Annotated in this window: 32 protein-coding genes; 30 read left to right on the forward strand and 2 right to left on the reverse strand. The window is 58.4% G+C overall.

What is annotated here, in order from left to right:
* The first annotated feature begins 27 nt into the window (after positions 1–27).
* From rpoC to TM1040_RS05510, 3 genes are all read left to right on the forward strand, one after another.
* On the forward strand, positions 28–4,260 hold the full coding sequence (gene rpoC, locus TM1040_RS05500) for a DNA-directed RNA polymerase subunit beta' (protein WP_011537600.1): 4,233 nt from the start codon (positions 28–30) through the stop codon (positions 4,258–4,260).
* A 160-nt stretch (positions 4,261–4,420) separates the two neighbouring features.
* Entirely contained in the window at positions 4,421–5,233 is an 813-nt protein-coding gene (locus TM1040_RS05505) for a putative rhamnosyl transferase (protein ID WP_011537601.1), read from the forward strand.
* 1 nt (position 5,234) lies between these two features.
* Positions 5,235–6,116 (forward strand): DMT family transporter, encoded by an 882-nt coding sequence (locus tag TM1040_RS05510; protein ID WP_044026646.1) that lies wholly within the window; start codon positions 5,235–5,237, stop codon positions 6,114–6,116.
* Here the strand turns inward: TM1040_RS05510 and TM1040_RS05515 are convergent.
* Positions 6,095–6,901 carry a putative rhamnosyl transferase gene (locus tag TM1040_RS05515; RefSeq protein ID WP_044026647.1) on the reverse strand — a complete coding sequence of 269 codons (807 nt, stop codon included), beginning with the start codon at positions 6,899–6,901 and terminating at the stop codon, positions 6,095–6,097. The genes TM1040_RS05510 and TM1040_RS05515 overlap by 22 nt on opposite strands.
* 334 nt (positions 6,902–7,235) lie before the next feature.
* On the opposite strand from TM1040_RS05515, the gene rpsL reads away from it, so the two are divergent.
* The 21 genes from rpsL (at position 7,236) to TM1040_RS05615 (ending at position 22,967) form a co-directional block, all read left to right on the forward strand.
* Positions 7,236–7,607 (forward strand): 30S ribosomal protein S12, encoded by a 372-nt coding sequence (rpsL, locus tag TM1040_RS05520; RefSeq protein ID WP_005621086.1) that lies wholly within the window; start codon positions 7,236–7,238, stop codon positions 7,605–7,607.
* An 18-nt stretch (positions 7,608–7,625) separates the two neighbouring features.
* Positions 7,626–8,096: a 30S ribosomal protein S7 gene (gene rpsG, locus TM1040_RS05525; protein ID WP_005621089.1), complete on the forward strand. Its 471-nt coding sequence runs from the start codon at positions 7,626–7,628 to the stop codon at positions 8,094–8,096.
* 21 nt (positions 8,097–8,117) lie between these two features.
* Positions 8,118–10,238 carry an elongation factor G gene (gene fusA / locus TM1040_RS05530; protein ID WP_011537604.1) on the forward strand — a complete coding sequence of 707 codons (2,121 nt, stop codon included), beginning with the start codon at positions 8,118–8,120 and terminating at the stop codon, positions 10,236–10,238.
* A gap of 62 nt (positions 10,239–10,300) precedes the next feature.
* Entirely contained in the window at positions 10,301–11,476 is a 1,176-nt protein-coding gene (tuf, locus tag TM1040_RS05535; protein WP_011537605.1) for an elongation factor Tu, read from the forward strand.
* A 193-nt stretch (positions 11,477–11,669) separates the two neighbouring features.
* Positions 11,670–12,161, forward strand: coding sequence for an NYN domain-containing protein (locus TM1040_RS05540; protein ID WP_011537606.1), 492 nt, complete (start codon positions 11,670–11,672; stop codon positions 12,159–12,161).
* Positions 12,162–12,598: 437 nt separating this feature from the next.
* Complete coding sequence (locus TM1040_RS05545; protein ID WP_011537607.1) at positions 12,599–12,850, forward strand: hypothetical protein; 252 nt, start codon at positions 12,599–12,601, stop codon at positions 12,848–12,850.
* Between the two features lie 219 nt (positions 12,851–13,069).
* Positions 13,070–13,384: a 30S ribosomal protein S10 gene (gene rpsJ / locus TM1040_RS05550; RefSeq protein ID WP_005621947.1), complete on the forward strand. Its 315-nt coding sequence runs from the start codon at positions 13,070–13,072 to the stop codon at positions 13,382–13,384.
* Positions 13,385–13,402: 18 nt separating this feature from the next.
* Positions 13,403–14,122, forward strand: coding sequence for a 50S ribosomal protein L3 (gene rplC, locus TM1040_RS05555; protein ID WP_005621928.1), 720 nt, complete (start codon positions 13,403–13,405; stop codon positions 14,120–14,122).
* Positions 14,119–14,736, forward strand: a complete 618-nt coding sequence (gene rplD, locus TM1040_RS05560; RefSeq protein ID WP_011537608.1) for a 50S ribosomal protein L4 — start codon at positions 14,119–14,121, stop codon at positions 14,734–14,736. Before rplC ends, rplD begins: the two co-directional genes overlap by 4 nt.
* A complete protein-coding gene (locus TM1040_RS05565; RefSeq protein ID WP_009176651.1) occupies positions 14,733–15,029 on the forward strand; it encodes a 50S ribosomal protein L23 in 297 nt (98 codons plus the stop codon). The genes rplD and TM1040_RS05565 overlap by 4 nt, the downstream gene beginning before the upstream one ends.
* 751 nt (positions 15,030–15,780) lie before the next feature.
* Entirely contained in the window at positions 15,781–16,353 is a 573-nt protein-coding gene (locus tag TM1040_RS20410; RefSeq protein WP_011537610.1) for a hypothetical protein, read from the forward strand.
* A gap of 221 nt (positions 16,354–16,574) precedes the next feature.
* A complete protein-coding gene (locus tag TM1040_RS20600) occupies positions 16,575–16,811 on the forward strand; it encodes a DUF6966 domain-containing protein (RefSeq protein WP_371261774.1) in 237 nt (78 codons plus the stop codon).
* Between the two features lie 246 nt (positions 16,812–17,057).
* A complete protein-coding gene (rplB, locus tag TM1040_RS05575) occupies positions 17,058–17,900 on the forward strand; it encodes a 50S ribosomal protein L2 (RefSeq protein ID WP_008207548.1) in 843 nt (280 codons plus the stop codon).
* A gap of 3 nt (positions 17,901–17,903) precedes the next feature.
* On the forward strand, positions 17,904–18,182 hold the full coding sequence (rpsS, locus tag TM1040_RS05580) for a 30S ribosomal protein S19 (protein WP_011537612.1): 279 nt from the start codon (positions 17,904–17,906) through the stop codon (positions 18,180–18,182).
* A gap of 3 nt (positions 18,183–18,185) precedes the next feature.
* Positions 18,186–18,566, forward strand: a complete 381-nt coding sequence (gene rplV, locus TM1040_RS05585) for a 50S ribosomal protein L22 (protein ID WP_009176439.1) — start codon at positions 18,186–18,188, stop codon at positions 18,564–18,566.
* Positions 18,566–19,285: a 30S ribosomal protein S3 gene (gene rpsC / locus TM1040_RS05590; protein ID WP_005621904.1), complete on the forward strand. Its 720-nt coding sequence runs from the start codon at positions 18,566–18,568 to the stop codon at positions 19,283–19,285. Before rplV ends, rpsC begins: the two co-directional genes overlap by 1 nt.
* A 12-nt stretch (positions 19,286–19,297) precedes the next feature.
* Positions 19,298–19,711, forward strand: coding sequence for a 50S ribosomal protein L16 (rplP, locus tag TM1040_RS05595; RefSeq protein ID WP_005621901.1), 414 nt, complete (start codon positions 19,298–19,300; stop codon positions 19,709–19,711).
* A gap of 259 nt (positions 19,712–19,970) precedes the next feature.
* Complete coding sequence (locus TM1040_RS05600) at positions 19,971–20,270, forward strand: hypothetical protein (protein WP_011537613.1); 300 nt, start codon at positions 19,971–19,973, stop codon at positions 20,268–20,270.
* Between the two features lie 104 nt (positions 20,271–20,374).
* Positions 20,375–21,085 carry a substrate-binding periplasmic protein gene (locus tag TM1040_RS05605; protein WP_011537614.1) on the forward strand — a complete coding sequence of 237 codons (711 nt, stop codon included), beginning with the start codon at positions 20,375–20,377 and terminating at the stop codon, positions 21,083–21,085.
* 147 nt (positions 21,086–21,232) lie between these two features.
* Entirely contained in the window at positions 21,233–21,853 is a 621-nt protein-coding gene (locus TM1040_RS05610; protein WP_011537615.1) for a TIGR02466 family protein, read from the forward strand.
* A gap of 73 nt (positions 21,854–21,926) precedes the next feature.
* Positions 21,927–22,967: a succinylglutamate desuccinylase/aspartoacylase family protein gene (locus TM1040_RS05615; RefSeq protein WP_011537616.1), complete on the forward strand. Its 1,041-nt coding sequence runs from the start codon at positions 21,927–21,929 to the stop codon at positions 22,965–22,967.
* 12 nt (positions 22,968–22,979) lie between these two features.
* On the opposite strand, the gene TM1040_RS05620 is transcribed toward TM1040_RS05615, so the two are convergent.
* Positions 22,980–23,609, reverse strand: a complete 630-nt coding sequence (locus tag TM1040_RS05620) for a hypothetical protein (RefSeq protein WP_011537617.1) — start codon at positions 23,607–23,609, stop codon at positions 22,980–22,982.
* A 291-nt stretch (positions 23,610–23,900) separates the two neighbouring features.
* Here TM1040_RS05620 and rpmC point away from each other — a divergent pair, with 291 nt between their 5' ends.
* The 6 genes from rpmC (at position 23,901) to rpsN (ending at position 26,005) form a co-directional block, all read left to right on the forward strand.
* A complete protein-coding gene (rpmC, locus tag TM1040_RS05625; RefSeq protein WP_005621881.1) occupies positions 23,901–24,101 on the forward strand; it encodes a 50S ribosomal protein L29 in 201 nt (66 codons plus the stop codon).
* A 12-nt stretch (positions 24,102–24,113) separates the two neighbouring features.
* Positions 24,114–24,344 (forward strand): 30S ribosomal protein S17, encoded by a 231-nt coding sequence (gene rpsQ, locus TM1040_RS05630; RefSeq protein WP_008555996.1) that lies wholly within the window; start codon positions 24,114–24,116, stop codon positions 24,342–24,344.
* Positions 24,345–24,444: 100 nt separating this feature from the next.
* Positions 24,445–24,813, forward strand: a complete 369-nt coding sequence (gene rplN / locus TM1040_RS05635) for a 50S ribosomal protein L14 (protein ID WP_005621870.1) — start codon at positions 24,445–24,447, stop codon at positions 24,811–24,813.
* The gene (rplX, locus tag TM1040_RS05640; RefSeq protein WP_005621849.1) at positions 24,813–25,118 is read left to right on the forward strand and encodes a 50S ribosomal protein L24; all 306 of its coding nucleotides are present in this window, start codon (positions 24,813–24,815) and stop codon (positions 25,116–25,118) included. The genes rplN and rplX overlap by 1 nt, the downstream gene beginning before the upstream one ends.
* Positions 25,118–25,681, forward strand: a complete 564-nt coding sequence (gene rplE, locus TM1040_RS05645) for a 50S ribosomal protein L5 (protein ID WP_011537618.1) — start codon at positions 25,118–25,120, stop codon at positions 25,679–25,681. Before rplX ends, rplE begins: the two co-directional genes overlap by 1 nt.
* 18 nt (positions 25,682–25,699) lie before the next feature.
* On the forward strand, positions 25,700–26,005 hold the full coding sequence (gene rpsN / locus TM1040_RS05650) for a 30S ribosomal protein S14 (RefSeq protein ID WP_005621844.1): 306 nt from the start codon (positions 25,700–25,702) through the stop codon (positions 26,003–26,005).
* Positions 26,006–26,013 lie beyond the last annotated feature (8 nt).

Here is a 26,013-nt window from a genome sequence, read left to right on the forward strand (position 1 = left end):
CCCTTCCGCAAGATTTGAGGTATCAAAATGAACCAGGAAATCACCAACAACCCGTTCAACCCGCTGACTCCGCCCAAGGTCTTTGACGAAATCAAAGTCTCGCTGGCCAGCCCCGAACGGATCCTGTCTTGGTCCTACGGCGAGATTAAAAAGCCGGAAACCATCAACTACCGTACGTTCAAGCCCGAGCGTGACGGCCTGTTCTGCGCGCGTATCTTTGGCCCGATCAAAGACTACGAATGTCTCTGCGGCAAATATAAGCGCATGAAGTATCGCGGCGTTGTCTGCGAGAAATGTGGTGTTGAAGTTACCCTTCAAAAAGTGCGCCGCGAGCGCATGGGCCACATCGAACTGGCGGCACCCGTTGCGCATATCTGGTTCCTGAAGTCGCTTCCTTCCCGGATCGGCCTCATGCTGGACATGACCCTGCGTGATCTGGAACGTGTTCTGTACTTTGAAAACTACGTTGTCATCGAGCCGGGTCTGACTGACCTGCAATACGGCCAGATGATGACCGAAGAAGAGTACATGGACGCGCAAGACGCCTATGGCATGGACGCTTTCACCGCCAATATCGGTGCGGAAGCGATCCGCGAAATGCTGGCGGCGATCGATCTTGAGGCAGAAGCCGAGCACCTGCGCGCCGAACTGGCCGAGGCCACCGGCGAACTGAAGCCCAAGAAGATCATCAAACGTCTGAAAGTCGTTGAATCCTTCCTCGAGTCGGGCAACCGTCCTGAGTGGATGATCATGACCGTGATCCCGGTTATCCCGCCGGAACTGCGTCCGCTGGTTCCGCTGGATGGGGGCCGTTTTGCGACCTCCGACCTCAACGACCTCTATCGTCGTGTGATCAACCGGAACAATCGTCTGAAGCGACTCATCGAGCTGCGCGCGCCTGACATCATCGTCCGCAACGAAAAGCGGATGCTGCAGGAATCCGTTGATGCTCTGTTCGACAACGGCCGTCGTGGTCGCGTCATCACCGGTGCCAACAAGCGTCCGCTGAAGTCGCTCTCCGACATGCTGAAGGGTAAGCAGGGTCGCTTCCGTCAGAACCTTCTCGGTAAACGCGTCGACTTCTCCGGTCGTTCGGTTATTGTGACCGGCCCCGAGCTGAAGCTGCACCAGTGTGGCCTGCCCAAGAAGATGGCGCTCGAACTCTTCAAGCCCTTCATCTACTCGCGTCTGGAGGCCAAAGGTCTGTCCTCCACCGTGAAGCAGGCGAAGAAGCTCGTTGAAAAAGAACGTCCCGAAGTTTGGGATATCCTCGACGAGGTGATCCGCGAGCACCCGGTGATGCTGAACCGCGCACCGACGCTGCACCGTCTTGGTATTCAGGCGTTCGAACCCACGCTGATCGAAGGTAAAGCGATCCAGCTGCACCCGCTGGTCTGTTCGGCGTTCAACGCGGACTTCGACGGTGACCAGATGGCCGTGCACGTCCCGCTGAGCCTTGAGGCCCAGCTGGAAGCGCGCGTCCTGATGATGTCGACGAACAACGTTCTGTCGCCCGCAAACGGTGCGCCGATCATCGTTCCCTCGCAGGATATGATCCTTGGTCTCTACTACCTCACGCTGGAGCGTGAAGGCATGAAGGGCGAAGGCAAGATCTTTGGCAACCTCGACGAGGTCCAGCACGCGCTGGACGCGGGCGAGGTGCATCTGCACTCCAAAGTGACCGTGCGGGTTCCGCAGATCGACGAAGAGGGCAACGAAGTCTTCCAACGCTTCGAGACCACGCCGGGCCGTGCCCGTCTGGGCTCCTTGCTGCCGAAGAACGCCAAGGCACCGTTTGAACTGGTGAACCGTCTGCTGCGCAAACGCGAAGTTCAGCAGGTCATCGACACCGTCTACCGTTACTGCGGTCAGAAAGAGTCGGTGATCTTCTGTGACCAGATCATGACCATGGGCTTCCGCGAAGCGTTCAAGGCGGGCATCTCGTTCGGCAAGGACGACATGGTGATCCCCGACAACAAGTGGACCATCGTCGACGACACCCGCGATCAGGTGAAAGACTTTGAACAGCAGTACATGGACGGCCTGATCACTCAGGGCGAAAAGTACAACAAGGTTGTCGATGCCTGGTCGAAGTGTAACGACAAGCTCACCGAAGCCATGATGTCCACCATCTCGGCGGTCAAAAAGGCTGAAGATGGCTCCGACATGGAACCGAACTCGGTCTATATGATGGCGCACTCCGGTGCGCGTGGCTCCGTGACGCAGATGCGTCAGCTGGGCGGGATGCGCGGCCTGATGGCAAAGCCGAACGGCGACATCATCGAGACCCCGGTTATCTCGAACTTTAAAGAAGGCCTCACCGTTCTGGAGTACTTCAACTCCACCCACGGTGCGCGTAAGGGTCTGTCGGACACCGCTCTGAAAACGGCGAACTCCGGTTACCTTACACGTCGTCTTGTGGACGTGGCGCAGGACTGCATCGTGCGCGAGCACGACTGTGGCACCGAGCGTGCGATCACGGCTGAAACCGCGGTCAACGACGGTGAAGTTGTGGCGTCTCTTGGTGAGCGTATCCTGGGTCGTGTGGCGGCAGATGACGTCAAGCGTCCAGGCACCGAAGAAGTCCTGTTGGCTGCAGGTCAGCTCATTGACGAACGTATGGCCGACACCATCGAGGAAGCTGGCGTTCAGTCCATGCGCATCCGCAGCCCGCTGACCTGTGAAAGCGAAGAGGGCGTCTGCGCCATGTGCTATGGCCGCGACCTTGCACGCGGCACCATGGTCAACTCCGGTGAGGCCGTCGGCATCATCGCGGCGCAGTCCATCGGTGAACCAGGTACACAGCTGACGATGCGGACCTTCCACATCGGCGGCGTGGCCCAGGGTGGTCAGCAGTCCTTCCTCGAGGCGTCCCAGGAGGGCAAGATCGTGTTCGAGAACACGAACACGCTCACCAACGCCAACGGCGAAGTTCTGACCATCGGCCGGAACATGAAGCTGATCATTCAGGACGAGCACGGTGAAGAGCGCTCCAGCCACAAGCTGGGCTACGGTACCAAGCTCTTTGTGAAAGAGGGCCAAGAGGTCAAACGCGGCGATAAACTGTTCGAGTGGGACCCCTATACCCTGCCGATCATCGCCGAGAAGCCGGGTACCGCGAAGTACGTGGACCTCGTGTCCGGTCTGGCCGTGCGCGAAGAAACCGACGATGCCACCGGCATGACCCAGAAGATCGTGATCGACTGGCGTGCGGCACCGAAGGGGTCTGACCTGAAGCCGGAGATCATCCTTGTGGGTGACGATGGCGAACCAGTGCGCAACTCCCTTGGAAACCCGCTCACCTATCCGATGTCCGTGGATGCGATCCTGTCCTGTGAAGATGGCCAGAAGATCGAAGCCGGTGACGTTGTTGCGCGTATCCCGCGTGAAGGCGCGAAGACGAAGGACATTACCGGTGGTCTGCCGCGTGTGGCCGAACTCTTCGAGGCGCGTCGTCCGAAGGATCACGCGATCATCGCGGAAATCGACGGCTATGTGCGCTTTGGTCGTGACTACAAGAACAAGCGTCGTATCTCGATCGAGCCGGCAGATGAGTCCATGGAGGCCGTGGAATACATGGTGCCCAAGGGCAAGCACATCCCGGTGGTCGAAGGCGACTTCGTTCAGAAGGGCGACTACATCATGGACGGCAACCCGGCGCCGCATGACATCCTCTCCATCATGGGTGTCGAGGCTCTGGCGAACTACATGATCGACGAGGTGCAGGACGTCTATCGCCTGCAGGGTGTGAAGATCAACGACAAGCACATCGAGGTGATCGTTCGCCAGATGCTGCAGAAGTGGGAGATCTCCGACTCTGGCGAGACCACGCTCCTCAAGGGCGAACACGTCGACAAGCAGGAGTTCGACGCTGCAAACGAGAAGGCGCTGGCCCGTGGCAAGCGTCCTGCTCAGGGCGAGCCGATCCTTCTTGGTATCACCAAGGCGTCGCTGCAGACCCGCTCCTTCATCTCCGCGGCCTCCTTCCAGGAGACCACACGGGTGCTCACCGAAGCCTCCGTACAGGGCAAGAAGGACAAGCTGGTCGGCCTGAAGGAAAACGTCATCGTGGGTCGTCTGATCCCGGCGGGTACCGGTGGTGCCACCCAGCAGGTGCGTCACATCGCGGCCTCGCGCGACAATGTGGTTCTTGAGGCCCGTCGTGAAGAAGCCGAAGCGGCGGCAGCCCTTGCTGCGCCGATGGCGGATGATGCGGCGGATGCGGACTTCCTCGTGGAAACCCCGGAAAGCCGCGACTGAGCCTGACCGGCCGTTTTGAAATGAAGAGCGCCCCGCGTCCACCGTGACGCGGGGCGCTTTTGTTTCGCGCGCGGGGCCTTGCAGGTGTCGCGCCTAGGCTCTTGGCAAGCGCGCGGCGGCGTGATTTCTGTGAGGGAACCAATCTGGGGAGGCGGGCGCGATGGCGGCGACATTCAAGATGGTGGGCGTGATCCGCTTTTCGCTGCTGACGCCTACGTTCAATGCGGACCGCTATCCCGATCTGGAGGCGGCGGCCGCCGCGATTTTTGCGCCGGACCGCATGGCCCTGCGGCTGCATCTTTTTGAGACGCTCTGCCTGCCCTCGCTTGTGCGGCAGAGCGATGCGGCGTTTCACCTGGTGGTAGCAACCTCAGATCGTCTTCCTGCGGTGATCTTGCAGCACCTTCAGGCGCTTCTGGCGCCGCATGATCACATGCAACTGATCCAGTTTGCCCCCGAGAACCACTATCAAATCCTGAAAGAGGCCTACCGCGCAGTGCCACAGCAGGGGGAGAGCCACCGCATCCTGTTTCGTCTTGATGATGACGACGCGCTGGATCGTCACTATGTGGCGCGCTGCAAGCGTCTGGCGGCGGGACTGGTGCCATTGCAGACCGAAGCCGTCTCTCCCATCGCGCTTGCGTTCAATCGCGGCTATTATCTGATCCGCGAAGAGGGTCAGCCGCCAGTGGTGATGGACAGTTGTGAACGTGCGCCGCTCTCGGCGGGGACGGCGCTGGTGCAGCCGATCGCGGCGCGCGGAAATCCCTATCGTTACAATCACCGCAAGTTTGCGCAGCACTACACGCTCTATTCCGATATTTCCGTTCCATCCTTTGTGCGCACCGTGCATGGCGACAACCATTCGACCCCGGCGATGATGGGGCTCACGGCGCGACAGAGCGATGCGGAGATGGACGCCGATCTACAGCGCCATTTCGACCTCAGCCTGTCCGACCTTAAAGCGATTTGAAATGACCACATCCCTCAGCCCGAACCAAAGAGGCGCGCTCTTGATGCTTGGGAGCATGGCGTTCTTCACCTTTAACGATACACTGGTCAAACTGGTGGGGGAGACGGTTCCGCTCTGGCAGATCGTAACCGTGCGCGGCGTTCTGGCGAGCCTCTTGCTGTTGGGGCTGGCCCGGGCGATGGGCGCGTTGCGGTTTGATTTCAGCCGTCGGGACTGGGGGCTGGTGCTGGCGCGCTGCGCCACCGAGATGGGCGCGACCTATTTCTTTCTGTCGGCACTTTTGCAGTTGCCGCTCGCCAATGTCACCGCGGTGCTACAAATGCTGCCGCTGACGGTGACACTGTGCGCGGCGTTGTTTCTGGGCGAGGCTGTCGGCTGGAAGCGTAGTCTTGCGATTGCGGTTGGGTTTGTCGGGATGTTGCTGATCGTGCGGCCGGGCGGTGCCGATTTTGGACCGGCCACGGCCTATGCGGTGCTGGCGGTTGGGGTCTTGACGCTCCGCGATCTTGTGACCCGGCAGATGTCAGCCGCCGTGCCGTCCCTGACGGTGACGTTCCTGTCGGCTTTTGCGGTGATGCTCTTTGGTCTCGGGCTCGGGATCGGCGAGAGCTGGCAGCCAATGGGGCTGCGCGAATGGGGGCTTCTCGCTGGCACCTCGGTGCTGATCCTGCTCGCCTATCTTTTTGCCGTAATGACGATCCGCGTGGGCGAAGTTTCGGCGGTGGCGCCGCTGCGCTATACCGGGCTTGTCTGGGCTCTGCTGTTGGGCTGGGCGGTCTTTGGCGAATTCCCGTCCGGTCTCACGCTCCTTGGCGCGGTCATCGTGGTGCTGGCCGGGCTGTTCACGCTCCTACGGGAACGTCAGGTGGCAGAAAACACCTGACGCACCTTATCCTCACGAATGGCAAAGCGCGCCACGAATTCGGCGATTTGGGCGGGGGTGAGCGGGGCGAGATCGAGGGATTTGACCGGCTTTTGACGCGAGTCGTTGGAGCCATGCCAGCCGCGCACAAACATGGGCGCATCCGACAGGGTCACTGTAGGCATAAATCGCAGGATCTTGTGGTGGGCAAAGTTCATGATCGTGACCCTCGCCCCGCCCCGGACATACATGCCAAGGGCTGCGACGTTATAGGGGCTGTGGACCTCTGCGGCCTTGATGCCTTCAGCGCCAAACTCGGCGACATAGCCCATGTTGAAATCCACCGCGACGCTCTTGTGACGAGCCACAAGCCCGGGGCAATCGGCGATGGTGCTGCGCAAGCGTTCCACAAAATCGACCGAGACCGCATCATCGTCATCAAAGCGAAATTGCAGGCAGGGCGCAGTGGGATCGCGCCGCGCCCGGTTCAGAACATCTTTCATGATCTCGCGCTGACGCCGAGGGGGATGCTGCTCGATCCGCGCCTGCGGCATCCCCGAAATCAGATCGCGCAGGCGGGCCTCGTGCCGAGCGGGCAGGCAGCTGCCAATGACGATCACAAGGTCAAAATCCTGATCTGTCTGCGCGCGAAGCGAGGGCAGGGCGACCGTCTCAAAGAGGCGAAACCGCTCTTGAAGGCGGGCGTCGTCATAGAGGAAGGCAATGCGTTCAGCGTGGCTCTGGTGTTCGATTTGAAAGCCGCCAATGGCGGGATAGGAGAACCGGCACAGGCCAATCACTTGCATCTCGAAATCCCCTCGTAAATAATCCTGCGCGACTATGGCGGGCCGATCCCAACGGGGCAAGGCCTGCTGGCGGGGCATGTGTTGACATCCCGCGCGACTCTCAATATACGCGCGCTATCCGGCATGGGGGAAATCCCTCTGACGCCGAACTCATATCTGTAGTGGCTCAAGGTCAGGGCACTTTTTTCACCCTGACCCTCTGTAAACCCACCGCGACGTTCACCTCGGAATGGGAACGTTTGCGGTTTTTGCGTTTGCGCAGACGCTGCTGATGATCTCGCCGCACGGCGCCTGCCGTGCATGACCATGTGTTGCAAAACGGGGAATAACCGGAATGCCAACGATCCAACAGCTGATCCGCAAGCCGCGTCAGCCGAAAGTAAAACGCTCCAAGTCCATGCACCTGGAGCAGTGCCCGCAAAAGCGCGGCGTTTGTACTCGCGTCTACACCACCACACCGAAGAAACCGAACTCCGCTATGCGGAAAGTTGCCAAGGTCCGCCTGACCAACGGTTTCGAAGTGATCTCCTACATCCCCGGTGAATCCCACAACCTTCAGGAGCACTCCGTGGTTCTGATCCGTGGCGGCCGTGTAAAAGACCTTCCGGGTGTCCGTTACCACATCCTGCGCGGTGTTCTGGATACCCAAGGTGTTAAAGACCGTAAGCAGCGTCGCTCCAAGTACGGCGCGAAGCGTCCTAAGTAAGAAGAAGGATAAGCACAGATGTCCCGTCGTCACGCTGCTGAAAAACGCGAAGTTCTGCCCGATGCAAAATTCGGCGACCGCGTTCTCACCAAATTCATGAACAACCTGATGATCGATGGTAAAAAATCGGTCGCAGAGCGTATCGTTTACAACGCCTTCGATCGCGTTGAATCGAAAATCAAGCGCGCGCCCGTGGAAGTGTTCCACGAAGCTCTCGACAACGTGAAACCCTCCGTTGAGGTCCGTTCGCGTCGTGTGGGTGGTGCAACCTACCAGGTTCCCGTCGAAGTGCGCCCCGAGCGTCGTGAAGCGCTGGCAATCCGCTGGCTGATCACTGCGGCCCGTGGTCGCAACGAGAACACAATGGAAGAACGCCTCGCCGGCGAGCTCCTCGATGCTGTACAAAGCCGGGGTACTGCCGTTAAGAAGCGCGAAGACACTCACAAGATGGCAGAGGCCAACAAAGCCTTCTCGCACTATCGCTGGTAACTCTTCAGAGGCTTATCCAATATGGCACGCGAATATCCGCTCGAACTATACCGTAACTTCGGTATCATGGCGCACATCGATGCAGGTAAGACGACCTGCTCGGAGCGCATCCTGTTCTACACCGGCAAATCCCACAACATCGGTGAAGTGCACGACGGTGCAGCCACCATGGACTGGATGGAGCAGGAGCAGGAACGCGGCATCACCATTACTTCGGCTGCGACCACCACCTTCTGGGAACGCACCGAAGACGGCGAAACCGCTGACACTCCGAAGCACCGTCTGAACATCATCGACACCCCCGGCCACGTTGACTTCACCATCGAAGTTGAGCGCTCGCTGGCGGTTCTCGACGGTGCAGTCTGTGTTCTCGACGCCAACGCTGGTGTTGAGCCCCAAACCGAAACCGTGTGGCGTCAGGCTGACCGCTACAAGGTTCCGCGTATGGTGTTCGTCAACAAGATGGACAAGATCGGCGCAGACTTCTTCAACTGCGTTCGCATGATCGAAGACCGCACCGGCGCCCGCGCGGTTCCGGTTGGTATTCCGATCGGCGCAGAGAACGAGCTCGAAGGCCTCATCGACCTGGTCACCATGAAAGAGTGGCTGTGGCAGGGTGAAGACCTTGGTGCGTCCTGGGTCCAGGTCGACATTCGCGACAGCCTCAAAGAGATGGCTGAAGAATGGCGCGGCAAGATGATCGAAGCGGCCGTCGAAATGGACGACGACGCGATGGAAAACTACCTGATGGACGGCGCAGAGCCCGACGTCGCGACCCTGCGCAGCCTGCTGCGCAAAGGCACGCTGTCGCTCTCCTTCGTACCGGTTCTGGGTGGTTCTGCGTTCAAGAACAAAGGCGTCCAGCCGCTTCTTAACGCTGTGATCGACTATCTGCCGAGCCCGCTCGACGTTGTGGATTACATGGGCTTTAAGCCGGGCGACGAAGAAGAAGTTCGCAACATTGCACGTCGCGCTGACGACGACATGGCGTTCTCCGGTCTGGCGTTCAAAATCATGAACGACCCCTTCGTTGGCTCCCTGACCTTCACCCGGATCTACTCCGGCGTGCTGAACAAGGGTGACTCGATCCTGAACTCCACCAAAGGTAAGAAAGAGCGCATCGGTCGTATGATGATGATGCACTCCAACAACCGCGAGGAGATCGAAGAAGCGTTTGCAGGCGACATCATCGCGCTGGCGGGTCTTAAGGACACCACCACCGGTGACACCCTCTGCGACGCCAAGGAGCCGGTGGTTCTGGAAACCATGACCTTCCCGGATCCGGTGATCGAGATCGCTGTGGAGCCCAAAACCAAGGGCGACCAGGAGAAAATGTCCCAGGGTCTGGCACGTCTTGCTGCCGAAGATCCGTCCTTCCGCGTCGAAACCGACCTCGAGTCCGGTCAGACCATCATGAAGGGCATGGGCGAACTTCACCTGGACATCCTGGTGGACCGTCTGAAGCGCGAGTTCAAAGTCGAAGCCAACATCGGTGCCCCGCAGGTTGCTTACCGCGAGACCATTGGTCACGAGGTCGAGCACACCTACACCCACAAGAAACAGTCGGGTGGTTCGGGTCAGTTCGCTGAGGTGAAGATGATCATCTCGCCGACAGAAGCTGGTGAAGGCTATTCCTTCGAGTCCCGCATCGTTGGCGGCTCGGTTCCCAAGGAATACATCCCCGGTGTTGAAAAAGGCATCAACTCGGTCATGGACAGCGGCCCGCTCGCTGGCTTCCCCGTGATCGACTTCAAGGTTGCCCTGATCGACGGTAAGTTCCACGACGTTGACTCCAGCGTTCTGGCGTTCGAAATCGCAGCCCGTATGTGTATGCGTGAAGGCATGCGCAAAGCTGGCGCGAAGCTGCTCGAGCCGATCATGAAAGTCGAAGTGATCACCCCGGAAGAATACACCGGCGGTATCATCGGCGATCTGACGTCCCGTCGTGGTCAGGTGTCCGGCCAGGAGCCGCGCGGCAACGCAATTGCGATCGACGCAAACGTGCCGCTGGCGAACATGTTCGGCTACATCAACACCCTGCGCTCCATGTCCTCGGGCCGCGCGCAGTTCACGATGCAGTTCTCGCACTACGATCCGGTTCCGCAGAACATCTCTGAAGAGATCCAGGCGAAATACGCATAAGCGTAACGATTTGGGGGAGTGCCGCCGCCGGCGCTCCCTCCCAAAGCTAAAAGGAGGCCATCATGGCTAAGGAAAAGTTTGAACGTAATAAACCGCACGTCAACATCGGCACCGTTGGCCACGTTGACCACGGTAAAACCACGCTGACCGCAGCAATCACCAAATACTTCGGCGACTTCAAGGCATACGACCAGATCGATGGCGCGCCGGAAGAAAAAGCGCGTGGTATCACCATCTCCACCGCCCACGTGGAATACGAAACCGAAGGCCGTCACTACGCACACGTCGACTGCCCCGGCCACGCTGACTATGTGAAAAACATGATCACCGGTGCGGCGCAGATGGACGGCGCGATCCTGGTTGTGAACGCAGCCGACGGCCCGATGCCCCAGACCCGCGAGCACATCCTGCTGGCGCGTCAGGTTGGCGTTCCCGCGCTGGTCGTGTTCATGAACAAAGTGGACCAGGTCGACGACGAAGAGCTGCTCGAGCTCGTCGAGATGGAAATCCGCGAATTGCTGTCGTCCTACGACTTCCCCGGCGACGATATCCCGATCATCGCAGGTTCCGCTCTGGCGGCGATGGAAGGCCGTGACCCGGAAATCGGCGAAAACAAGATCAAGGAACTGATGGCGGCTGTGGATGAGTACATCCCGACCCCCGAGCGCGCTGTTGACCAGCCGTTCCTGATGCCGATCGAAGACGTGTTCTCGATCTCTGGCCGTGGTACCGTTGTGACCGGTCGTGTTGAGCGTGGCGTGATCAATGTTGGCGACAACATCGAAATCGTTGGCATCAAAGACACCACCACCACCACCTGTACCGGTGTGGAAATGTTCCGCAAGCTGCTGGACCGCGGTGAAGCAGGCGACAACATCGGCGCCCTGCTGCGTGGTATCGACCGTGAAGCGGTTGAGCGTGGCCAGGTTCTGTGTAAGCCGGGCTCCGTGACCCCGCACACCAAATTCGAGGCAGAAGCTTATATTCTGACCAAAGAAGAAGGTGGCCGTCACACCCCGTTCTTTGCGAACTACCGTCCGCAGTTCTACTTCCGCACCACCGACGTGACCGGCACCGTGACCCTGCCGGAAGGCACCGAAATGGTGATGCCGGGCGACAACCTGAAGTTCGAAGTTGAACTGATCGCCCCGATCGCAATGGAAGACGGTCTGCGTTTCGCGATCCGCGAAGGCGGCCGCACCGTTGGCGCGGGCGTTGTGTCCAAGATCCTCGCGTAAGCGAAGATCCTCGCCTGATTTAAATGGCGAGTGACAATAGAGAGGGCCTCCCAATGGGAGGCCCTTTTTTGTTGCGAGGCGCTGCCTCGCGCTCCGAGGTATTTGGGAAAAGGTGAAATGGGCCGCGTGATTTAATTAGATCGCGTGAAATTCATCTCTTGATTTGACCTGCGCGTCTGGCGCAAATCACCTCATGGTTGAATTTCTCTTTATTGTATTTCTGATTGGCCTTCTGGCCCTTCTCTTGCGGCGGGATCGCCGCAGGCGCGCCATTAAAATTGCAGTCATCGATGGCTCAAACCTATTGTATTGGAAGGGCGAGGCGCTGTCTTTGCAGCCGGTTCATGATGCAATCGAAGCGCTCGTCGCGGCAGGGTATCGTCCCTGTGTGATATTCGATGCCAATGCTGGCTATCTGGTGGCCGGGCAATATTTGGATGGCGCTCGCTTTGCCAAACTGTTGGGGCTGAGGGCGGCACAGGCCTATGTGGTGCCAAAGGGCGAACCTGCAGACCCACATATCCTGCAGTTGGCGCGCAAGAGCGGCGGCATCGTGATCTCTCGTGACAGGTTTCGCGATTGGGCTGACAAGTTTGCGCCGGAGACCGCCTCGGACCGGGTGGTGCGCGGTGGCTATCGCCGGGACAAGCTCTGGCTCGATCTGCCGAAGGACAAGGTTGCCTGAAGGGGCAGGCGGGCGGGGCGTATCGCGCCTTTCGCGATCATAGACGCTCTGCGCTGTGCGATCCGAGAAGGTAGCTGCTCCGTCGGCGCGCGCGTCAATCCAGAGACCTAGGGGTCAGGCCTGTGTCGAAGATCACTGAATAATTACAAATATGCTGTGACGACGCGGCGGCAGAGTATCTGTGCCTCAGGCTGACGAGGCGGGAGGGGTGTCTCGCGGAGTAGTCAGTCAACAATTGGAAAGAGCCTGACTCGGGAGGCGTTTCTCTGTTCGGACCTGCGTGCCAGCCGTGTCGAAGCAATCGCATGTAGGCCCCGGATCAAAGAAGAATGATCGCAATTTATACGAGAGCGAGAGAAACATCATACACCTCTCGGTCTGGATCTTTCCGGGCCTGGCTGTTACGTCTCGAGCCCGACTAGGATGAGGAAATTCACATGCGTGCAGTATTGATGTTCGGTGCTTCGATTATTGTTTTAGCGGCTTGCAGCAGCGGCACTTCGGAAGGGCAAGTGTCCGTAAGTTATGATAATGGCGCGTTTTCAGGAAAGGCCGGCTCGAACTGGTCAGATGAAGAACTGCGCAGTAATTCTTTTGGAGTTCTCTGCGGCGAAGACGGCAAGGTCGCTGACCTTGCGATCTCCAGAGATAGCAAGGGCGTGGCCACGATCAGTGGTAAATGCGTGTAGCGACAGTAGGCGAGGTGCTGTCGGGGCCACCAGACGGTCAAGACGAGTTGCTTGGATTGCCTTGCAACCCCCTTGCCAAACCTCTGAGGAAGCCGTAAGGAGCGGCATCTCGCATTGCGAGACGAAGGCGGGGTGATTCCCGCCTTTTGGGTTCGATGAGGGTAGGTGATGAGCACTGGCCCTCCTCTCAACTCCAACGCCTGACTAAAAGGCTATACGATGCAAAGCCAAAACATCCGTATCCGGCTGAAGGCATTTGACTATCGTGTGCTGGATGCGTCCACACAAGAGATCGTCAACACTGCCAAGCGGACCGGCGCCCAAGTGCGCGGCCCGATCCCGCTGCCGAACAAGATCGAGAAATTCACTGTTCTGCGTGGTCCCCACGTGGACAAGAAATCCCGCGATCAGTTCGAGATCCGTACGCACAAGCGTCTTCTCGACATCGTCGACCCGACCCCTCAGACCGTGGACGCGCTGATGAAGCTCGACCTGGCTGCTGGCGTTGACGTCGAAATCAAACTGCAGTCATAAGATCGGAGGGTAATTCATATGCGCTCTGGTATTATCGCAAAAAAAGTGGGCATGACCCGCTTGTTCATGGAAGACGGCAAGCAGATCCCTGTGACCGTTCTTTCGCTTGATGGCCTGCAGGTTGTCGCTCAGCGTACCGAAGACAAAGACGGCTACACTGCCGTTCAGCTCGGTGCCGGTTCCGCAAAAGTAAAGCGCGTCTCCAAGGCGATGCGCGGTCACTTCGCGGCCTCCAAAGTTGAGCCCAAGCGCAAGCTGGTTGAGTTCCGCGTTCCCGCGGACGGCCTGATCGAAGTGGGCGCGGAAATCTCCGCCGAGCACTTCCTGGAAGGTCAAAAAGTCGACGTCACCGGTACCTCCATTGGTAAAGGTTTCGCCGGTGCAATGAAGCGCTGGAACTTCGGCGGTCTGCGTGCCTCTCACGGCGTGTCGATCTCTCACCGTTCCCACGGTTCCACCGGTCAGTGTCAGGATCCGGGCAAAGTCTTCAAAGGTAAGAAGATGGCCGGTCACATGGGCGCTGCACGCGTGACCACCCAGAACCTCGAGGTTGTCAAAACCGACGCCGATCGTGGTCTGGTCTTCATCAAAGGCGCTGTTCCCGGTCCGAAATCCGGCTGGGTCACCGTCAAAGACGCCGTGAAGAAGAAAGCACCCGAAGGTCTGCCGTTCCCGGCGGCTCTGAAGACTGCTGCTGAAGCTGCGGCTGAAGCACCCGCGGAAGGGGGTGAAGCATGAAACTTGACGTGATCAAACTGGACGGCGGCAAAGCGGGCGACATCGAACTGTCCGAAGACCTGTTCGGCCTGGAGCCGCGTGCGGACATCCTGCACCGTGTGGTCCGTTGGCAGCGCAACAACGCGCAGGCCGGCACCCACAAGGTGAAGACCCGCTCCGAGACCTCCTACTCCACCAAGAAGATCTACCGCCAAAAAGGCACCGGTGGCGCACGCCACGGCGACCGTAACGCGCCGATCTTCCGCAAAGGTGGTATCTACAAGGGTCCGACCCCGCGTAGCCACGGCCACGATCTGACCAAGAAATTCCGCAAGCTGGGTCTGCGCCACGCGCTGTCCGCCAAAGCAAAAGCGGGTGAACTGGTCGTGATCGAGAACGCAGAAGCCGAAGGCAAGACCGCCGCTCTGGCCAAGCAGGTTGCAAACCTGGGCTGGAAACGCGCTCTGGTCATCGACGGTGCTGCCGTCAACGAAGGCTTCGCTCGTGCCGCCAAAAACATCGAAGGTCTGGATATACTGCCGTCGATGGGCGCAAACGTCTATGACATCCTGAAGCGTGACACCCTCGTGCTCACGAAGTCGGCTGTCGAAGCACTGGAGGCTCGTCTGAAATGAGCGCGAAGGCAGAACACTACGACGTGATCCGCAAGCCGATCATCACCGAGAAATCCACCATGGCGTCCGAAAACGGCGCAGTGGTGTTCGAGGTGGCAATCGACTCCAACAAACCGCAGATCAAAGAAGCTGTTGAGGCTCTCTTTGGTGTGAAGGTCAAAGCGGTCAACACCACCGTCACCAAGGGTAAGGTCAAGCGTTTCCGCGGCCAGCTGGGCAAGCGGAAAGACGTGAAAAAAGCCTACGTCACCCTGGAAGAAGGCAACACCATCGACGTGTCCACCGGACTCTGAGATTTGGTTGCTTGAGAATTGAGAAGGCCCCTCGCAGCGATGCGGGGGGCTTTTTCATTGCGTTTTTGCTGTTAGCTTTGTCGCATTATGTTTTGGGAGATTTCGGATGAACCATAGGTACCGACCGCTGCTGTTTTCACGTGATTGGTGGTGTACAGTGCTCGTTGGTGTCTCAATGACTTGCGGAATCGTTAGCATCTCTTGGAGGTCTGCAAACGGCGGCTTTCTACCATCTGACGCATGGCACAGCTTAGGGGCACAAGTCGCATAGGGGTGGGCCTGCGTGACAGGAATAGGTACGTTTATTCTTGTGAATTCCAAAGCTGATCCCTTTAAAATTGGACGACGTCCTCTTGTGCGGCTCTTTTGGAATACTTTTGGAACTGCGTTTTTGGCTCATATAGGTTTTTTATCGGCCTTTACGACACCAGCAATGGTGTCCACATGGGTATCCTCCCAGTGGGAAGAGGCTGAGTATCAGGTGTTGAATCCACATGGTTCCAGCTCGCGACTTTGCGGAAAGCGGATGGATTTAGGAGATCGTTCTTCCTTTCAATACGAGCTTTGCGGAGTTCCAGACGTTTTGAGAGACAGTCTGGAAATTGGAAGCCGTGTGGTTATTTCTGGGCGTAAAAACTGGTTTGGGATGGTCCCCGACACTATCAGGCGCGCTGAAGAACGTTAGGCCCTTGGGCTGCAAACGCTGCTGTTTTCCGTCTTCCTCGCCACCGTTGCCGGGCAGGCCACGGCGATGTTCATCCAGCCGGATTGGTTTGATCCGACCCAGCCAGGGGTGGGGACGAATAGGTATTCTTATTCGAATAACGATCCAGTCAACTTACTCGATCCTTCTGGGAATCAAGCTGTTTCTGCCTTCACGCAGTCGCAGGAAGAACGTGACAGTGCCTACCGCGATACGGCTGACATGTACGATCGGCGCGCTGACGAGTTGGTAGCGGATGGCGCGCCGGACGATGATCTTGAGGTGTTGGAGTATCGCCAGAAGGCAAAGGATCAGCGCAGTCGAATTGGCGTATCCGGCACTCAGTTGGTAGTTGAGGATGTGGCGTCTGTTGCGGTGCCGTATGCTGCCGGGAAAGCTGCCGGGCTTCTCAGTCGCCTTTTCGGTGGCGCGGCGAAATCATCTACATCCGCTACAGCACCTGAGCTATCGACGGAGATTGCTTCGACCTTCCGTAGTTCAAAATACTCAACTGTTGTCGTAGAGGAGCCAACAACCCTATATCGAGTATACGGGGGTAGTGCGCGAATGATTGGCGGTTTTTGGACGAGGACAAAACCTCAAGGGCCACTACAGTCCTAATTGGATAGTGCGTTGGCGCCACAATGGGGAAATACTGCGGAAAAAGTCGTGACAATGACCGTTCCAAGAGGAACCGTAATTTATGAGGGGGTCGCCGGACCACAGTCAACGGGTGTTGGCCAATTGCTTGGCGGCGGCAGTCAAGTGTACGTTCCAAGGGTTGATACAAAATGGCTCCACTGAGGCAAGTTTAGCAGGTTTTGAGCGAGATAAATGAAATTTTGGACTCTGCTGGAGAGACTTATTGGCAGTCAAAAGTCGAAGAGGCCTTTGCTCGTTCAGGTGACAGACAAAGGGATCTGATCGCTTCTTGGTTTGGAGGGATGGGCTCGTTCTCCGACTTAATGCTCATGAAAATCAATGGCCACACTGTTGAAGAAGACCAAGAGCCTCAGTTAAATGAGAGGCTACGTATGCTCAGGAGTGAATTGTACAGCTTGATAAGGGCGAGGAACTGACGCTGCTCTCGCGGTTCTCTTCCCCATTGCCACCCCCTCCAACCTCTGCTACATCGCACCAATCCTGACAGGCCTCGGATTCGTTCCGGGGCCGTTATCTTTGTCGGGACATTCGACCCAGGGACCTTCGGGGCCCTTCATCGGTCACCTGAACCCGGCGCGGATGCGCCAAGGCAGGGGGCTTTAACATAGCTGGGCCAAAGATAATAACCTAAGGCTCGGCACGCTAAACGGAAGACAGAAAGCATGGCACTTAAGTCGTATAAACCGACGACGCCGGGCCAGCGTGGGCTGGTTCTGATCGACCGTTCGGAGCTTTGGAAAGGGCGTCCGGTCAAGTCTCTCACTGAGGGTTTGACCAAATCGGGCGGCCGGAACAACACCGGACGGATCACTTCTCGCCGCCGTGGTGGTGGCGCAAAGCGTCTTTACCGGATCGTTGACTTCAAACGGAATAAATTTGATGTCGCCGCGACCGTCGAGCGCATTGAATATGACCCCAACCGGACTGCCTTCATCGCATTGGTGAAGTACGAAGACGGCGAGCAGGCTTATATCCTCGCGCCGCAGCGTCTGGCAGTTGGTGACAAGGTCATCGCCTCCGCAAAGGCAGACATCAAGCCGGGCAACGCAATGCCGTTCTCGGGCATGCCGATCGGTACCATCGTTCACAACATCGAAATGAAGCCCGGCAAAGGCGGCCAGATCGCCCGTGCAGCCGGTACTTACGCTCAGTTCGTTGGTCGTGATGGTGGCTACGCTCAGATCCGCTTGTCCTCGGGCGAACTGCGCTTGGTCCGTCAGGAATGCATGGCCACCGTTGGTGCCGTGTCCAACCCCGACAACTCCAACCAGAACTACGGTAAAGCCGGTCGCATGCGCCACAAAGGCAAGCGTCCGAGCGTCCGTGGTGTGGTTATGAACCCGATCGACCACCCCCATGGTGGTGGTGAAGGTCGGACCTCCGGTGGTCGTCACCCGGTGACCCCATGGGGTAAGCCGACCAAGGGTAAGCGCACCCGCAACACCAACAAGGCGTCGCAGAAGCTGATCATCCGCTCGCGTCACGCTAAGAAGAAAGGGCGCTAATCTATGACTCGCTCTGTATGGAAAGGCCCATTCGTCGATGCTTACGTGCTGAAAAAAGCCGAAGCAGCGCGCGATTCCGGCCGCAATGAAGTGATCAAGATCTGGTCCCGTCGTTCCACCATTCTGCCCCAGTTCGTGGGTCTGACCTTTGGTGTGTACAACGGCCAGAAGCACATTCCTGTCAACGTCACGGAAGACATGATCGGTCAGAAGTTCGGTGAATACTCCCCGACTCGGACCTATTACGGTCACGCCGCTGACAAAAAAGCGAAGCGGAAGTAAGTCATGGGCAAGGATAAAAACCCCCGCCGCGTGGCAGACAACGAAGCAATGGCAAAAGTCCGCATGCTTCGCACCAGCCCGCAGAAACTGAACCTGGTGGCTCAGATGATCCGTGGCAAGAAAGTGGACAAGGCTCTGACCGACCTCACTTTCTCCAACAAGCGGATCGCGCAGGACGTGAAGAAATGCCTTCAGTCCGCCATCGCGAACGCCGAAAACAACCACAACCTTGACGTCGATGAACTGATCGTCGCCGAGGCATGGGTCGGCAAGAACCTGACCATGAAGCGCGGTCGCCCGCGGGCCCGTGGTCGCTTCGGCAAGATCCTGAAGCCGTTCGCTGAGATCACCATCAAGGTGCGTCAAGTTGAGGAGCAAGCCTAATGGGACATAAAGTCAATCCGGTTGGCATGCGCCTGCAGATCAACCGCACCTGGGACAGCCGCTGGTACGCTGACACCAAGGACTACGGTGATCTCCTCCTCGAGGACATCAAGATCCGTGAGTTCATCAAAGAAGAGTGCAAGCAGGCCGGTGTTGCCCGCGTGATCATCGAACGCCCCCACAAGAAGTGCCGTGTGACCATTCACACCGCGCGTCCGGGCGTGATCATCGGCAAAAAAGGCGCGGACATCGAAGTTCTTCGCAAGAAGATCGCTTCCATGACCGACTCCGAGCTGCACCTCAACATCGTTGAGGTTCGCAAGCCGGAACTCGACGCACAGCTCGTTGGCGAGTCCATCGCTCAGCAGCTGGAGCGCCGTGTGTCCTTCCGCCGCGCGATGAAGCGGGCCGTGCAGAACGCCATGCGCATGGGCGCCCTGGGTATCCGGGTGAACGTCGCTGGTCGTCTGGGCGGTGCAGAAATCGCACGTACCGAATGGTACCGTGAAGGTCGTGTGCCGTTGCACACCCTGCGCGCAGACATCGATTACGCACACTCTGAAGCATCCACCCCCTATGGTATCATCGGTATCAAGGTCTGGATCTTCAAAGGTGAGATCATGGAGCATGATCCTCAGGCGCGTGATCGCAAGGCTCAGGAACTCCAGGACGGTCCGGCACCTCGCGGTGCAGGCGGTAACCGTCGTGGCGATCGCTAAGGAGAACGCGACATGCTTCAGCCAAAGCGTACTAAATTCCGCAAGATGCACAAAGGCCGGATCAAAGGCCTCGCAAAAGGCGGTTCCGACCTGAACTTCGGCACCTACGGCCTGAAGGCAGTGACACCCGAGCGTGTAACCGCCCGTCAGATCGAAGCTGCACGTCGTGCAATGACCCGTCACATGAAACGTCAAGGTCGTGTCTGGATCCGTATCTTCCCAGACACCCCGGTGACCTCCAAGCCCGTCGAAGTGCGTATGGGTAAAGGTAAAGGCTCCGTGGACTTCTGGGCGTGCAAAGTGAAGCCGGGCCGCGTGATGTTTGAAATTGACGGCGTCAATGAAGACATCGCCCGCGAAGCTCTGCGCCTCGCAGCCATGAAGCTGCCGGTTCAGACCCGCATCGTGGTGCGCGAAGACTGGTAATCCCGGTTTTCCGTAACGGATAGAACCCCCCGCCAGGTGACTGGCGGGGGGCTTTTTTGTTCGTGCATGTGTAGGCCAGGTAACGGGTCGGAAAGGCCGTCGGTGCGTCTTCGCATTTGCCTGTCCGTGTTGGGCGCCGTTGCGGGCGAGATTTGCGAAAGGCTGATGGAAACTTATGCAAATGTTCACTTAATGTTCTTAATCTGAGTGGCAGATCAGGCGGGAACTCTAACCGCCACGTCGTTCAGGAGGCGAGAGCATGACATCCAAGAAATGCATTCGGCTATGCGTCACCGGCCTGTGCCTCGCCGCTCTGATGTCCTGTTCGGACACGTCGATCCGCCTCGAGAGCGCGGACCCCGCCGCAGTCACGCGGATTAGCCAAGCGCCCTATCGCTATCAGCACGTCACTTATTGGACCCTCGCCAATGGATGCACCTATTCGCGTGGGTTTTCAGGTCGGGGTGGATGGCGGTGGTTCTTGGTGGGCAACCCGATGTCACCGGAGCAGGGTGTGGTCCACGAGGGCTGTACATTTGTTTTTGATGCATCTGATTAAAAAGCAATTGAGCTACACGCTGCGTTTGGGGCTTTGGGGAACTTTTCCTTCAGCTTTATCAAATATGCTGCGCTCCAGAACAAAAGAGAGAAGGACGCTCCCGGATGAAATTTGTAACCAGTGTTGCCACCGTTTTTGCCCTTGGCTTTGCCGGGGCTGTGCAGGCCGCCGATGTCACCTTGTTGACCGAAGACTATGCGCCCCTCAACTTTGAGCGGGATGGCCAGATCGTTGGCCTTGGCGCGGATCAGGTGTTTGAGATCATGAGCCGGGCGGGCATCGCCTATGAGGCGGAATTGACCCAGTGGTCCCGTGCGATTGGTCAGGCGGAACGCCGTCCCAACACCTGCGTGTTCAGCACCACGCATACCGAAGAGCGTGATCCCAAGTTCCAATGGGTTGAGCCGCTCGCCAGCGATAGCACCATCCTCGTGCGTAAAGCTGGCAGTGACATCGCCCCGGCAACCATCGAAGACGCGCGCAGCTATCGCACCGGGACCCAGACCGGCGACTACACCGTCGGTGTGCTCGAAGAAGCCGGTTTTGAATCTATCGATCTTGCGCCAACCCAATCGGCCACGGTGAAAAAGCTGCTGCAGGGTCGGATTGACCTGATGATCACCTCCGGCTCTTTCCTCGAGGCGGCACTCGCCGACGGAATCGAGATTGAAGAAGCGCTGGTGGTTTCCACAACCACCATGTCGCTGGCTTGCAGCCTCAAGACCGACGAGGCGCTAATCGCGCGGATGCAGGACGCACTGCAGAGCATGATCGACGACGGCACTCAGGCCGAAATCATCGCGCGTTACGAATAAGTCGCGTCCTAAACCTATTTTGGTTTCGCAGCGCGCATGCTCGGTTCAGGGCATGCGCGTTTGCGTTTCAAAAGGCAGGGCGCGGCCAGCGCACAACGGCATCAAGCGCTCTCGCCAAACCTGGCGCGCCTGCGCTAAGAGAGCATCATGGCCCAGATTGATTCCCTCTTCGTGACCCGCCTTTATCGTGCTGCGCTCTCCGAGCACGGCCCCAAAATTGACCCGCAGGAAATGGAGGCGTCGTGCATCGCGATCGCCGAAGATGATGAGGCGGGGCAGGACTGGTGCGAGGAGAATGGCTATCCCGGCTATACGTCCTATGCGTCGCTCACCGATCTGCCCTGGCGGTTCCCTATTTTTGCTGATCTGGTCAAATCTCTGGACGCCCATGTCGCAGCCTTTGCGCAGGATCTCGAACTCAATCTCGATGGGCGTGATCTGAAGCTTGAAGATCTGTGGATCAACATCCTGCCTGAGGGCGGCACCCACGCCAGCCACATTCACCCACATTCGGTGATTTCCGGCACCACCTATGTCTCGATGCCTGACGGCGCGTCGGCGCTCAAGCTCGAGGACCCGCGCCACGCGATGATGATGGCGCATCCGCCGCGCACCAAAGACTGCCGCCGTGAGCTGCGCAGCTTTGTCTATGAGGCGCCCAATGTGGGCGATGTCCTGCTCTGGGAAAGCTTCATCCGCCACGAGGTGCCCATGAACATGGCCGAGGACGAGCGGATTTCCGTCTCCTTCAATTACGCCTGGGCCTGATCGCGCGGGACAGATTGTAAAGCGCTGAAAAACCTGCATAGCTTCTCGGACATCCTGTCCGAGAGGCTTTTTTATGGCGCGGCGTTCCCCTTTTGAAATTGGTGGTTTCCATATTCCGCCCGGCACCCGGCGCACCGTTGATCTGCCGGTGAGCGTGCTGTCGGATCACACACCGGTCAATATGTCGGCGCATGTGATCCACGGGTCCGAGGATGGCCCGACGCTCTTTGTGTCTGCGGCTATCCACGGCGATGAGGTGATCGGAGTGGAGATCGCCCGCCGCCTGTTGCGCAGCCGTCAGTTTGCGCGCCTGCGGGGCACCCTGATCGTGGTGCCCATCGTCAATACCTTCGGGTTTCTCAATCATTCCCGCTATTTGCCGGATCGACGCGACCTCAATCGCTGCTTTCCCGGCAGCGAGGGAGGCTCGCTCGCCAGCCGCCTCGCGCATCTTTTTATGACAGAGATCGTGGCGCGCTCGGATCTGGGGATTGACCTGCACTCCGCCGCGATCCACCGCACCAACCTGCCGCAGATCCGTGTCTCACCCAAGGCTCAGGATACGCTTGCCTACGCCGATGCCTTTGGCGCGCCGGTGGTGATCCGCTCGGGGCTGCGGGATGGCTCTCTGCGCAAAGAGGCGCAAAAGGCCGGGGTCGATATTCTGCTCTACGAAGCGGGGGAGGGGTTGCGGTTTGACGAGCAATCCGCCCGTGTTGGTGTCGCCGGGATTTTGCGCGTGATGCATGCGCTCGACATGATCCCCGAGGATGGCGTGCCACTGGCCGAAGGTGTGCCGGTTCGCGCCGCGGACTCGGCGTGGGAACGTGCACCCGCCGGCGGATTGCTCCGTGCCTATAAAACCACTGGCGAGATGGTCGAGGCCGGGGATGTGCTCGGGATCGTTGCCGACCCCTTTGGCGAAGAGGAAATGGAACTCACCGCAAGCCAGACGGGTCTTATCATCGGGCGCGCCAATATGCCCATTGTGAACGAGGGTGACGCGCTGTTTCACATCGCCAGCGTGAATTCCGCCACCGCCGAACAACAGATCGAAACGCTCAACGCGCAGCTTGATGGCGCGGCGATGTTTGACGAGGATGAGATCATCTAGGCTGCTGAAGCGTCACAAGGCGCGTGCAAAGAGGCCGATGATCCGGGTCATCTTTTCGCGGGGCAGGGCGGTTGGTTCGACCTCAAAGCGGGCCATGTAGCCGCGCATTTCTTTCAGCTCGAGAAACTCCTCGAGCACGCGATAGCGTTTGCGGTCGCGGTAGTCATCAAAGAGGATCGTGACCTTCCGGGTGCAGCGCAGCATCGCAGCCAGGGCGCAGGCGACCCGAAACCGGCCGTCAATCAGGATCAGATCCGGGTGCTGAAAGCCGTCGATATCCCAGATCGAGAGCGGGTATTTGTGATAGCGGTGGTGCTGCTCGGTGTTCACCGGCAGGCCCCACTTCCCGGTCTTGCCGATGTTGACGTAGTGCAGATGCGGCAGAGAGGGGACATCGTTTTCGTCAAAGTAGCGCTGCATCATCTTGTGCCAGTCGCGGCTGCTCTCGACAGAGTAGAGCGTTTTGCCGGGCATCTCGGCGCCGAGCACGGTGGATCCGCCGCTGCCATACTCCAGAATGACGTCTGCATCCTTGTAATGACCCTCGACCCAGTCGCAGACCTCCGGCGCAAAGGTCAGCTTTGGCCGCTCAATCCGGGGTTCACGGGTCTCAGACGCTTCCATGCCGATGGCCTTTGTCATAAATCACCTTATGGGTTTGTGGTGTGGGCTGGTTAGGACAAAGTCAAGCCTGCGCAAATATGTGGCTCTGGTTTGCGACGCCCTGCTGCCCACCGGACAAGCGTTGCGATCTTTCCCTTGCCCTTCTGGCATGGCTCCTGTAGAGGGACGCATCGCTCACCGCAATTCGCGAGTCGGATTGTGTCGGGCGATTCTTTTTCTGCACAATCTGTGCAGACGACATAACCCACCAGGGCAAAGGGTGACCCACCATAAGGGGCCCTCTGGTGCCAAGGAAAGGAACGCAAGGCGATGAACGCCAAGGATCTGCGCGACAAAACCGTGGACGAGCTCCGCGACGAACTCGCAAACCTCAAAAAAGAGAGCTTCAACCTGCGCTTTCAACAAGCGACCGGTCAGCTGGAAAACACTGCAGGCATCAAAGCGGCTCGCCGCAACGCTGCTCGCGTGAAAACCATCCTGAACGAAAAAGCTGCAGCAGCAGCTGAATAAGGAGCCTCTCAGATGCCCAAACGTATCCTGCAAGGCGTCGTGACCTCCGACGCAAACGCTCAGACCGTCACCGTGTCCGTGGAACGTCGTTTCACACACCCGGTTCTGAAGAAAACCATCCGTAAGTCCAAGAAATACCGGGCTCACGATGAAAAGAACGCTTTCAAGGTCGGCGACACCGTACGCATCATCGAATGCGCGCCGAAATCGAAAACGAAACGCTGGGAAGTTCTGGAAGCCTAAGAGCCTCGTTTGAGGCTCCTGGCGACTAGGCTTTTTAGCACAGTCGAAACCCTGGGGGATCACAGCACGCATCGCTGCCCCAAAGGTCGGGAGAAACCACATGATCCAGATGCAAACAAATCTGGATGTTGCTGATAACTCCGGCGCTCGCCGAGTTCAGTGCATCAAGGTTCTGGGTGGCTCCAAGCGTAAATACGCTTCCGTTGGCGACATCATCGTCGTCTCGGTTAAAGAAGCCATCCCGCGCGGTCGCGTGAAGAAGGGTGACGTCCGTAAGGCCGTTGTCGTTCGCACCGCCAAAGAGGTCCGTCGTGAAGACGGCACCGCCATCCGTTTTGACCGCAACGCTGCTGTTATCCTGAATAACAACAACGAGCCGGTCGGCACCCGTATCTTCGGCCCGGTTGTTCGCGAACTGCGCGCGAAGAACTTCATGAAGATCATCTCGCTCGCTCCGGAGGTGCTCTAATGGCTGCTAAACTGCGCAAAGGCGACAAGGTCGTCGTGCTTGCTGGTCGCGATAAGGGCAAAGAAGGCACCATTGCCTCCGTTGACCCCAAAGCCGGTAAAGCTGTCGTAGATGGCGTGAACATGGCCATCCGTCACACCCGTCAGACCCAGACGTCGCAAGGCGGCCGCCTGCCCAAGGCCCTGCCGATCGACCTGTCGAACCTGGCTCTGCTGGACTCCAACGGCAAAGCAACCCGCGTCGGCTTCCGCGAAGAAGACGGCAAGAAGGTGCGCTTTGCAAAAACCACCGGGGAGACTGTCTGATGCTTGACGATGCAACCTACACCCCGCGTCTGAAGACCCTCTACAAGGACACCATCCGTGGCGCCCTCAAAGAGGAATTCGGCTACAAGAACGAGATGCAGATCCCCAAGCTGGACAAGATCGTTCTGAACATCGGCTGCGGCCGTGCAGCCGTCAAAGACAGCAAGAAGGCGAAATCGGCTCAGGAAGACCTGACCAAGATCGCCGGTCAGAAAGCGCTGACCACCGTTGCAAAGAACTCCATCGCTGGCTTCCGCGTTCGTGAAGGCATGCCGATGGGTGCAAAGGTGACCCTGCGTGGCGAGCGGATGTATGAATTCCTCGACCGTCTGATCACCATCGCGATGCCCCGGATCCGCGACTTCCGCGGTGTGTCCGGCACCTCTTTCGACGGTCGTGGCAACTACGCCCTTGGCCTCAAAGAGCACATCGTGTTCCCGGAAATCGATTTCGACAAGATCGACGAAGCCTGGGGCATGGACATCGTAATTGCCACCACCGCGAACACCGACGCGGAAGCTAAGGCGCTGTTGAAAGCTTTCAACATGCCCTTCAACAGCTGATCGCGGAGAGGAAGAGACATGGCTAAAAAAGCAATGATCGAACGCGAAAAGAAGCGCGAGCGCCTGGTGGCCAAATACGCTGCCAAACGTGCCGAGCTCAAAGAGATCGCGAATGACGAATCCCGCCCGATGGAAGAGCGTTTCAAAGCGCGTCTGAAACTGGCGAAACTGCCGCGCAACAGCTCGGCAACCCGTCTGCATAACCGCTGCCAGCTGACCGGCCGTCCCCACGCTTACTACCGTAAGCTGAAGGTAAGCCGTATCGCTCTGCGGGAACTGGGCTCCAATGGCCAGATCCCCGGCATGGTGAAATCGAGCTGGTAAGGGAGAGA

Origin of the sequence: Ruegeria sp. TM1040 (assembly GCF_000014065.1) — a bacterium.
Classification (GTDB): domain Bacteria; phylum Pseudomonadota; class Alphaproteobacteria; order Rhodobacterales; family Rhodobacteraceae; genus Epibacterium.

Excerpts from the sequence above, each read along its gene's own strand:
- rpsG (WP_005621089.1), top strand. The coding sequence starts at position 7,626 with ATGTCCCGTCGTCACGCTGCTGAAAAACGCGAAGTTCTGCCCGATGCA.
- rplE (WP_011537618.1), top strand. The coding sequence starts at position 25,118 with ATGCTTGACGATGCAACCTACACCCCGCGTCTGAAGACCCTCTACAAG.
- TM1040_RS05610 (WP_011537615.1), top strand. The coding sequence starts at position 21,233 with ATGGCCCAGATTGATTCCCTCTTCGTGACCCGCCTTTATCGTGCTGCG.
- rpsS (WP_011537612.1), top strand. The coding sequence starts at position 17,904 with ATGACTCGCTCTGTATGGAAAGGCCCATTCGTCGATGCTTACGTGCTG.
- rpsJ (WP_005621947.1), top strand. The coding sequence starts at position 13,070 with ATGCAAAGCCAAAACATCCGTATCCGGCTGAAGGCATTTGACTATCGT.
- TM1040_RS05515 (WP_044026647.1), bottom strand. The coding sequence starts at position 6,901 with ATGCAAGTGATTGGCCTGTGCCGGTTCTCCTATCCCGCCATTGGCGGC.
- TM1040_RS05510 (WP_044026646.1), top strand. The coding sequence starts at position 5,235 with ATGACCACATCCCTCAGCCCGAACCAAAGAGGCGCGCTCTTGATGCTT.
- TM1040_RS05540 (WP_011537606.1), top strand. The coding sequence starts at position 11,670 with ATGGTTGAATTTCTCTTTATTGTATTTCTGATTGGCCTTCTGGCCCTT.
- rpoC (WP_011537600.1), top strand. The coding sequence starts at position 28 with ATGAACCAGGAAATCACCAACAACCCGTTCAACCCGCTGACTCCGCCC.
- rplX (WP_005621849.1), top strand. The coding sequence starts at position 24,813 with ATGGCTGCTAAACTGCGCAAAGGCGACAAGGTCGTCGTGCTTGCTGGT.
- TM1040_RS05565 (WP_009176651.1), top strand. The coding sequence starts at position 14,733 with ATGAGCGCGAAGGCAGAACACTACGACGTGATCCGCAAGCCGATCATC.
- tuf (WP_011537605.1), top strand. The coding sequence starts at position 10,301 with ATGGCTAAGGAAAAGTTTGAACGTAATAAACCGCACGTCAACATCGGC.
- rpmC (WP_005621881.1), top strand. The coding sequence starts at position 23,901 with ATGAACGCCAAGGATCTGCGCGACAAAACCGTGGACGAGCTCCGCGAC.
- TM1040_RS05545 (WP_011537607.1), top strand. The coding sequence starts at position 12,599 with ATGCGTGCAGTATTGATGTTCGGTGCTTCGATTATTGTTTTAGCGGCT.
- rplP (WP_005621901.1), top strand. The coding sequence starts at position 19,298 with ATGCTTCAGCCAAAGCGTACTAAATTCCGCAAGATGCACAAAGGCCGG.
- TM1040_RS05605 (WP_011537614.1), top strand. The coding sequence starts at position 20,375 with ATGAAATTTGTAACCAGTGTTGCCACCGTTTTTGCCCTTGGCTTTGCC.
- rplC (WP_005621928.1), top strand. The coding sequence starts at position 13,403 with ATGCGCTCTGGTATTATCGCAAAAAAAGTGGGCATGACCCGCTTGTTC.
- TM1040_RS05615 (WP_011537616.1), top strand. The coding sequence starts at position 21,927 with ATGGCGCGGCGTTCCCCTTTTGAAATTGGTGGTTTCCATATTCCGCCC.
- rplD (WP_011537608.1), top strand. The coding sequence starts at position 14,119 with ATGAAACTTGACGTGATCAAACTGGACGGCGGCAAAGCGGGCGACATC.
- rpsL (WP_005621086.1), top strand. The coding sequence starts at position 7,236 with ATGCCAACGATCCAACAGCTGATCCGCAAGCCGCGTCAGCCGAAAGTA.
- TM1040_RS20410 (WP_011537610.1), top strand. The coding sequence starts at position 15,781 with ATGTTCATCCAGCCGGATTGGTTTGATCCGACCCAGCCAGGGGTGGGG.
- rplV (WP_009176439.1), top strand. The coding sequence starts at position 18,186 with ATGGGCAAGGATAAAAACCCCCGCCGCGTGGCAGACAACGAAGCAATG.
- rpsC (WP_005621904.1), top strand. The coding sequence starts at position 18,566 with ATGGGACATAAAGTCAATCCGGTTGGCATGCGCCTGCAGATCAACCGC.
- rplN (WP_005621870.1), top strand. The coding sequence starts at position 24,445 with ATGATCCAGATGCAAACAAATCTGGATGTTGCTGATAACTCCGGCGCT.
- rpsQ (WP_008555996.1), top strand. The coding sequence starts at position 24,114 with ATGCCCAAACGTATCCTGCAAGGCGTCGTGACCTCCGACGCAAACGCT.
- TM1040_RS05620 (WP_011537617.1), bottom strand. The coding sequence starts at position 23,609 with ATGACAAAGGCCATCGGCATGGAAGCGTCTGAGACCCGTGAACCCCGG.
- fusA (WP_011537604.1), top strand. The coding sequence starts at position 8,118 with ATGGCACGCGAATATCCGCTCGAACTATACCGTAACTTCGGTATCATG.
- TM1040_RS05600 (WP_011537613.1), top strand. The coding sequence starts at position 19,971 with ATGACATCCAAGAAATGCATTCGGCTATGCGTCACCGGCCTGTGCCTC.
- rpsN (WP_005621844.1), top strand. The coding sequence starts at position 25,700 with ATGGCTAAAAAAGCAATGATCGAACGCGAAAAGAAGCGCGAGCGCCTG.
- TM1040_RS05505 (WP_011537601.1), top strand. The coding sequence starts at position 4,421 with ATGGCGGCGACATTCAAGATGGTGGGCGTGATCCGCTTTTCGCTGCTG.
- rplB (WP_008207548.1), top strand. The coding sequence starts at position 17,058 with ATGGCACTTAAGTCGTATAAACCGACGACGCCGGGCCAGCGTGGGCTG.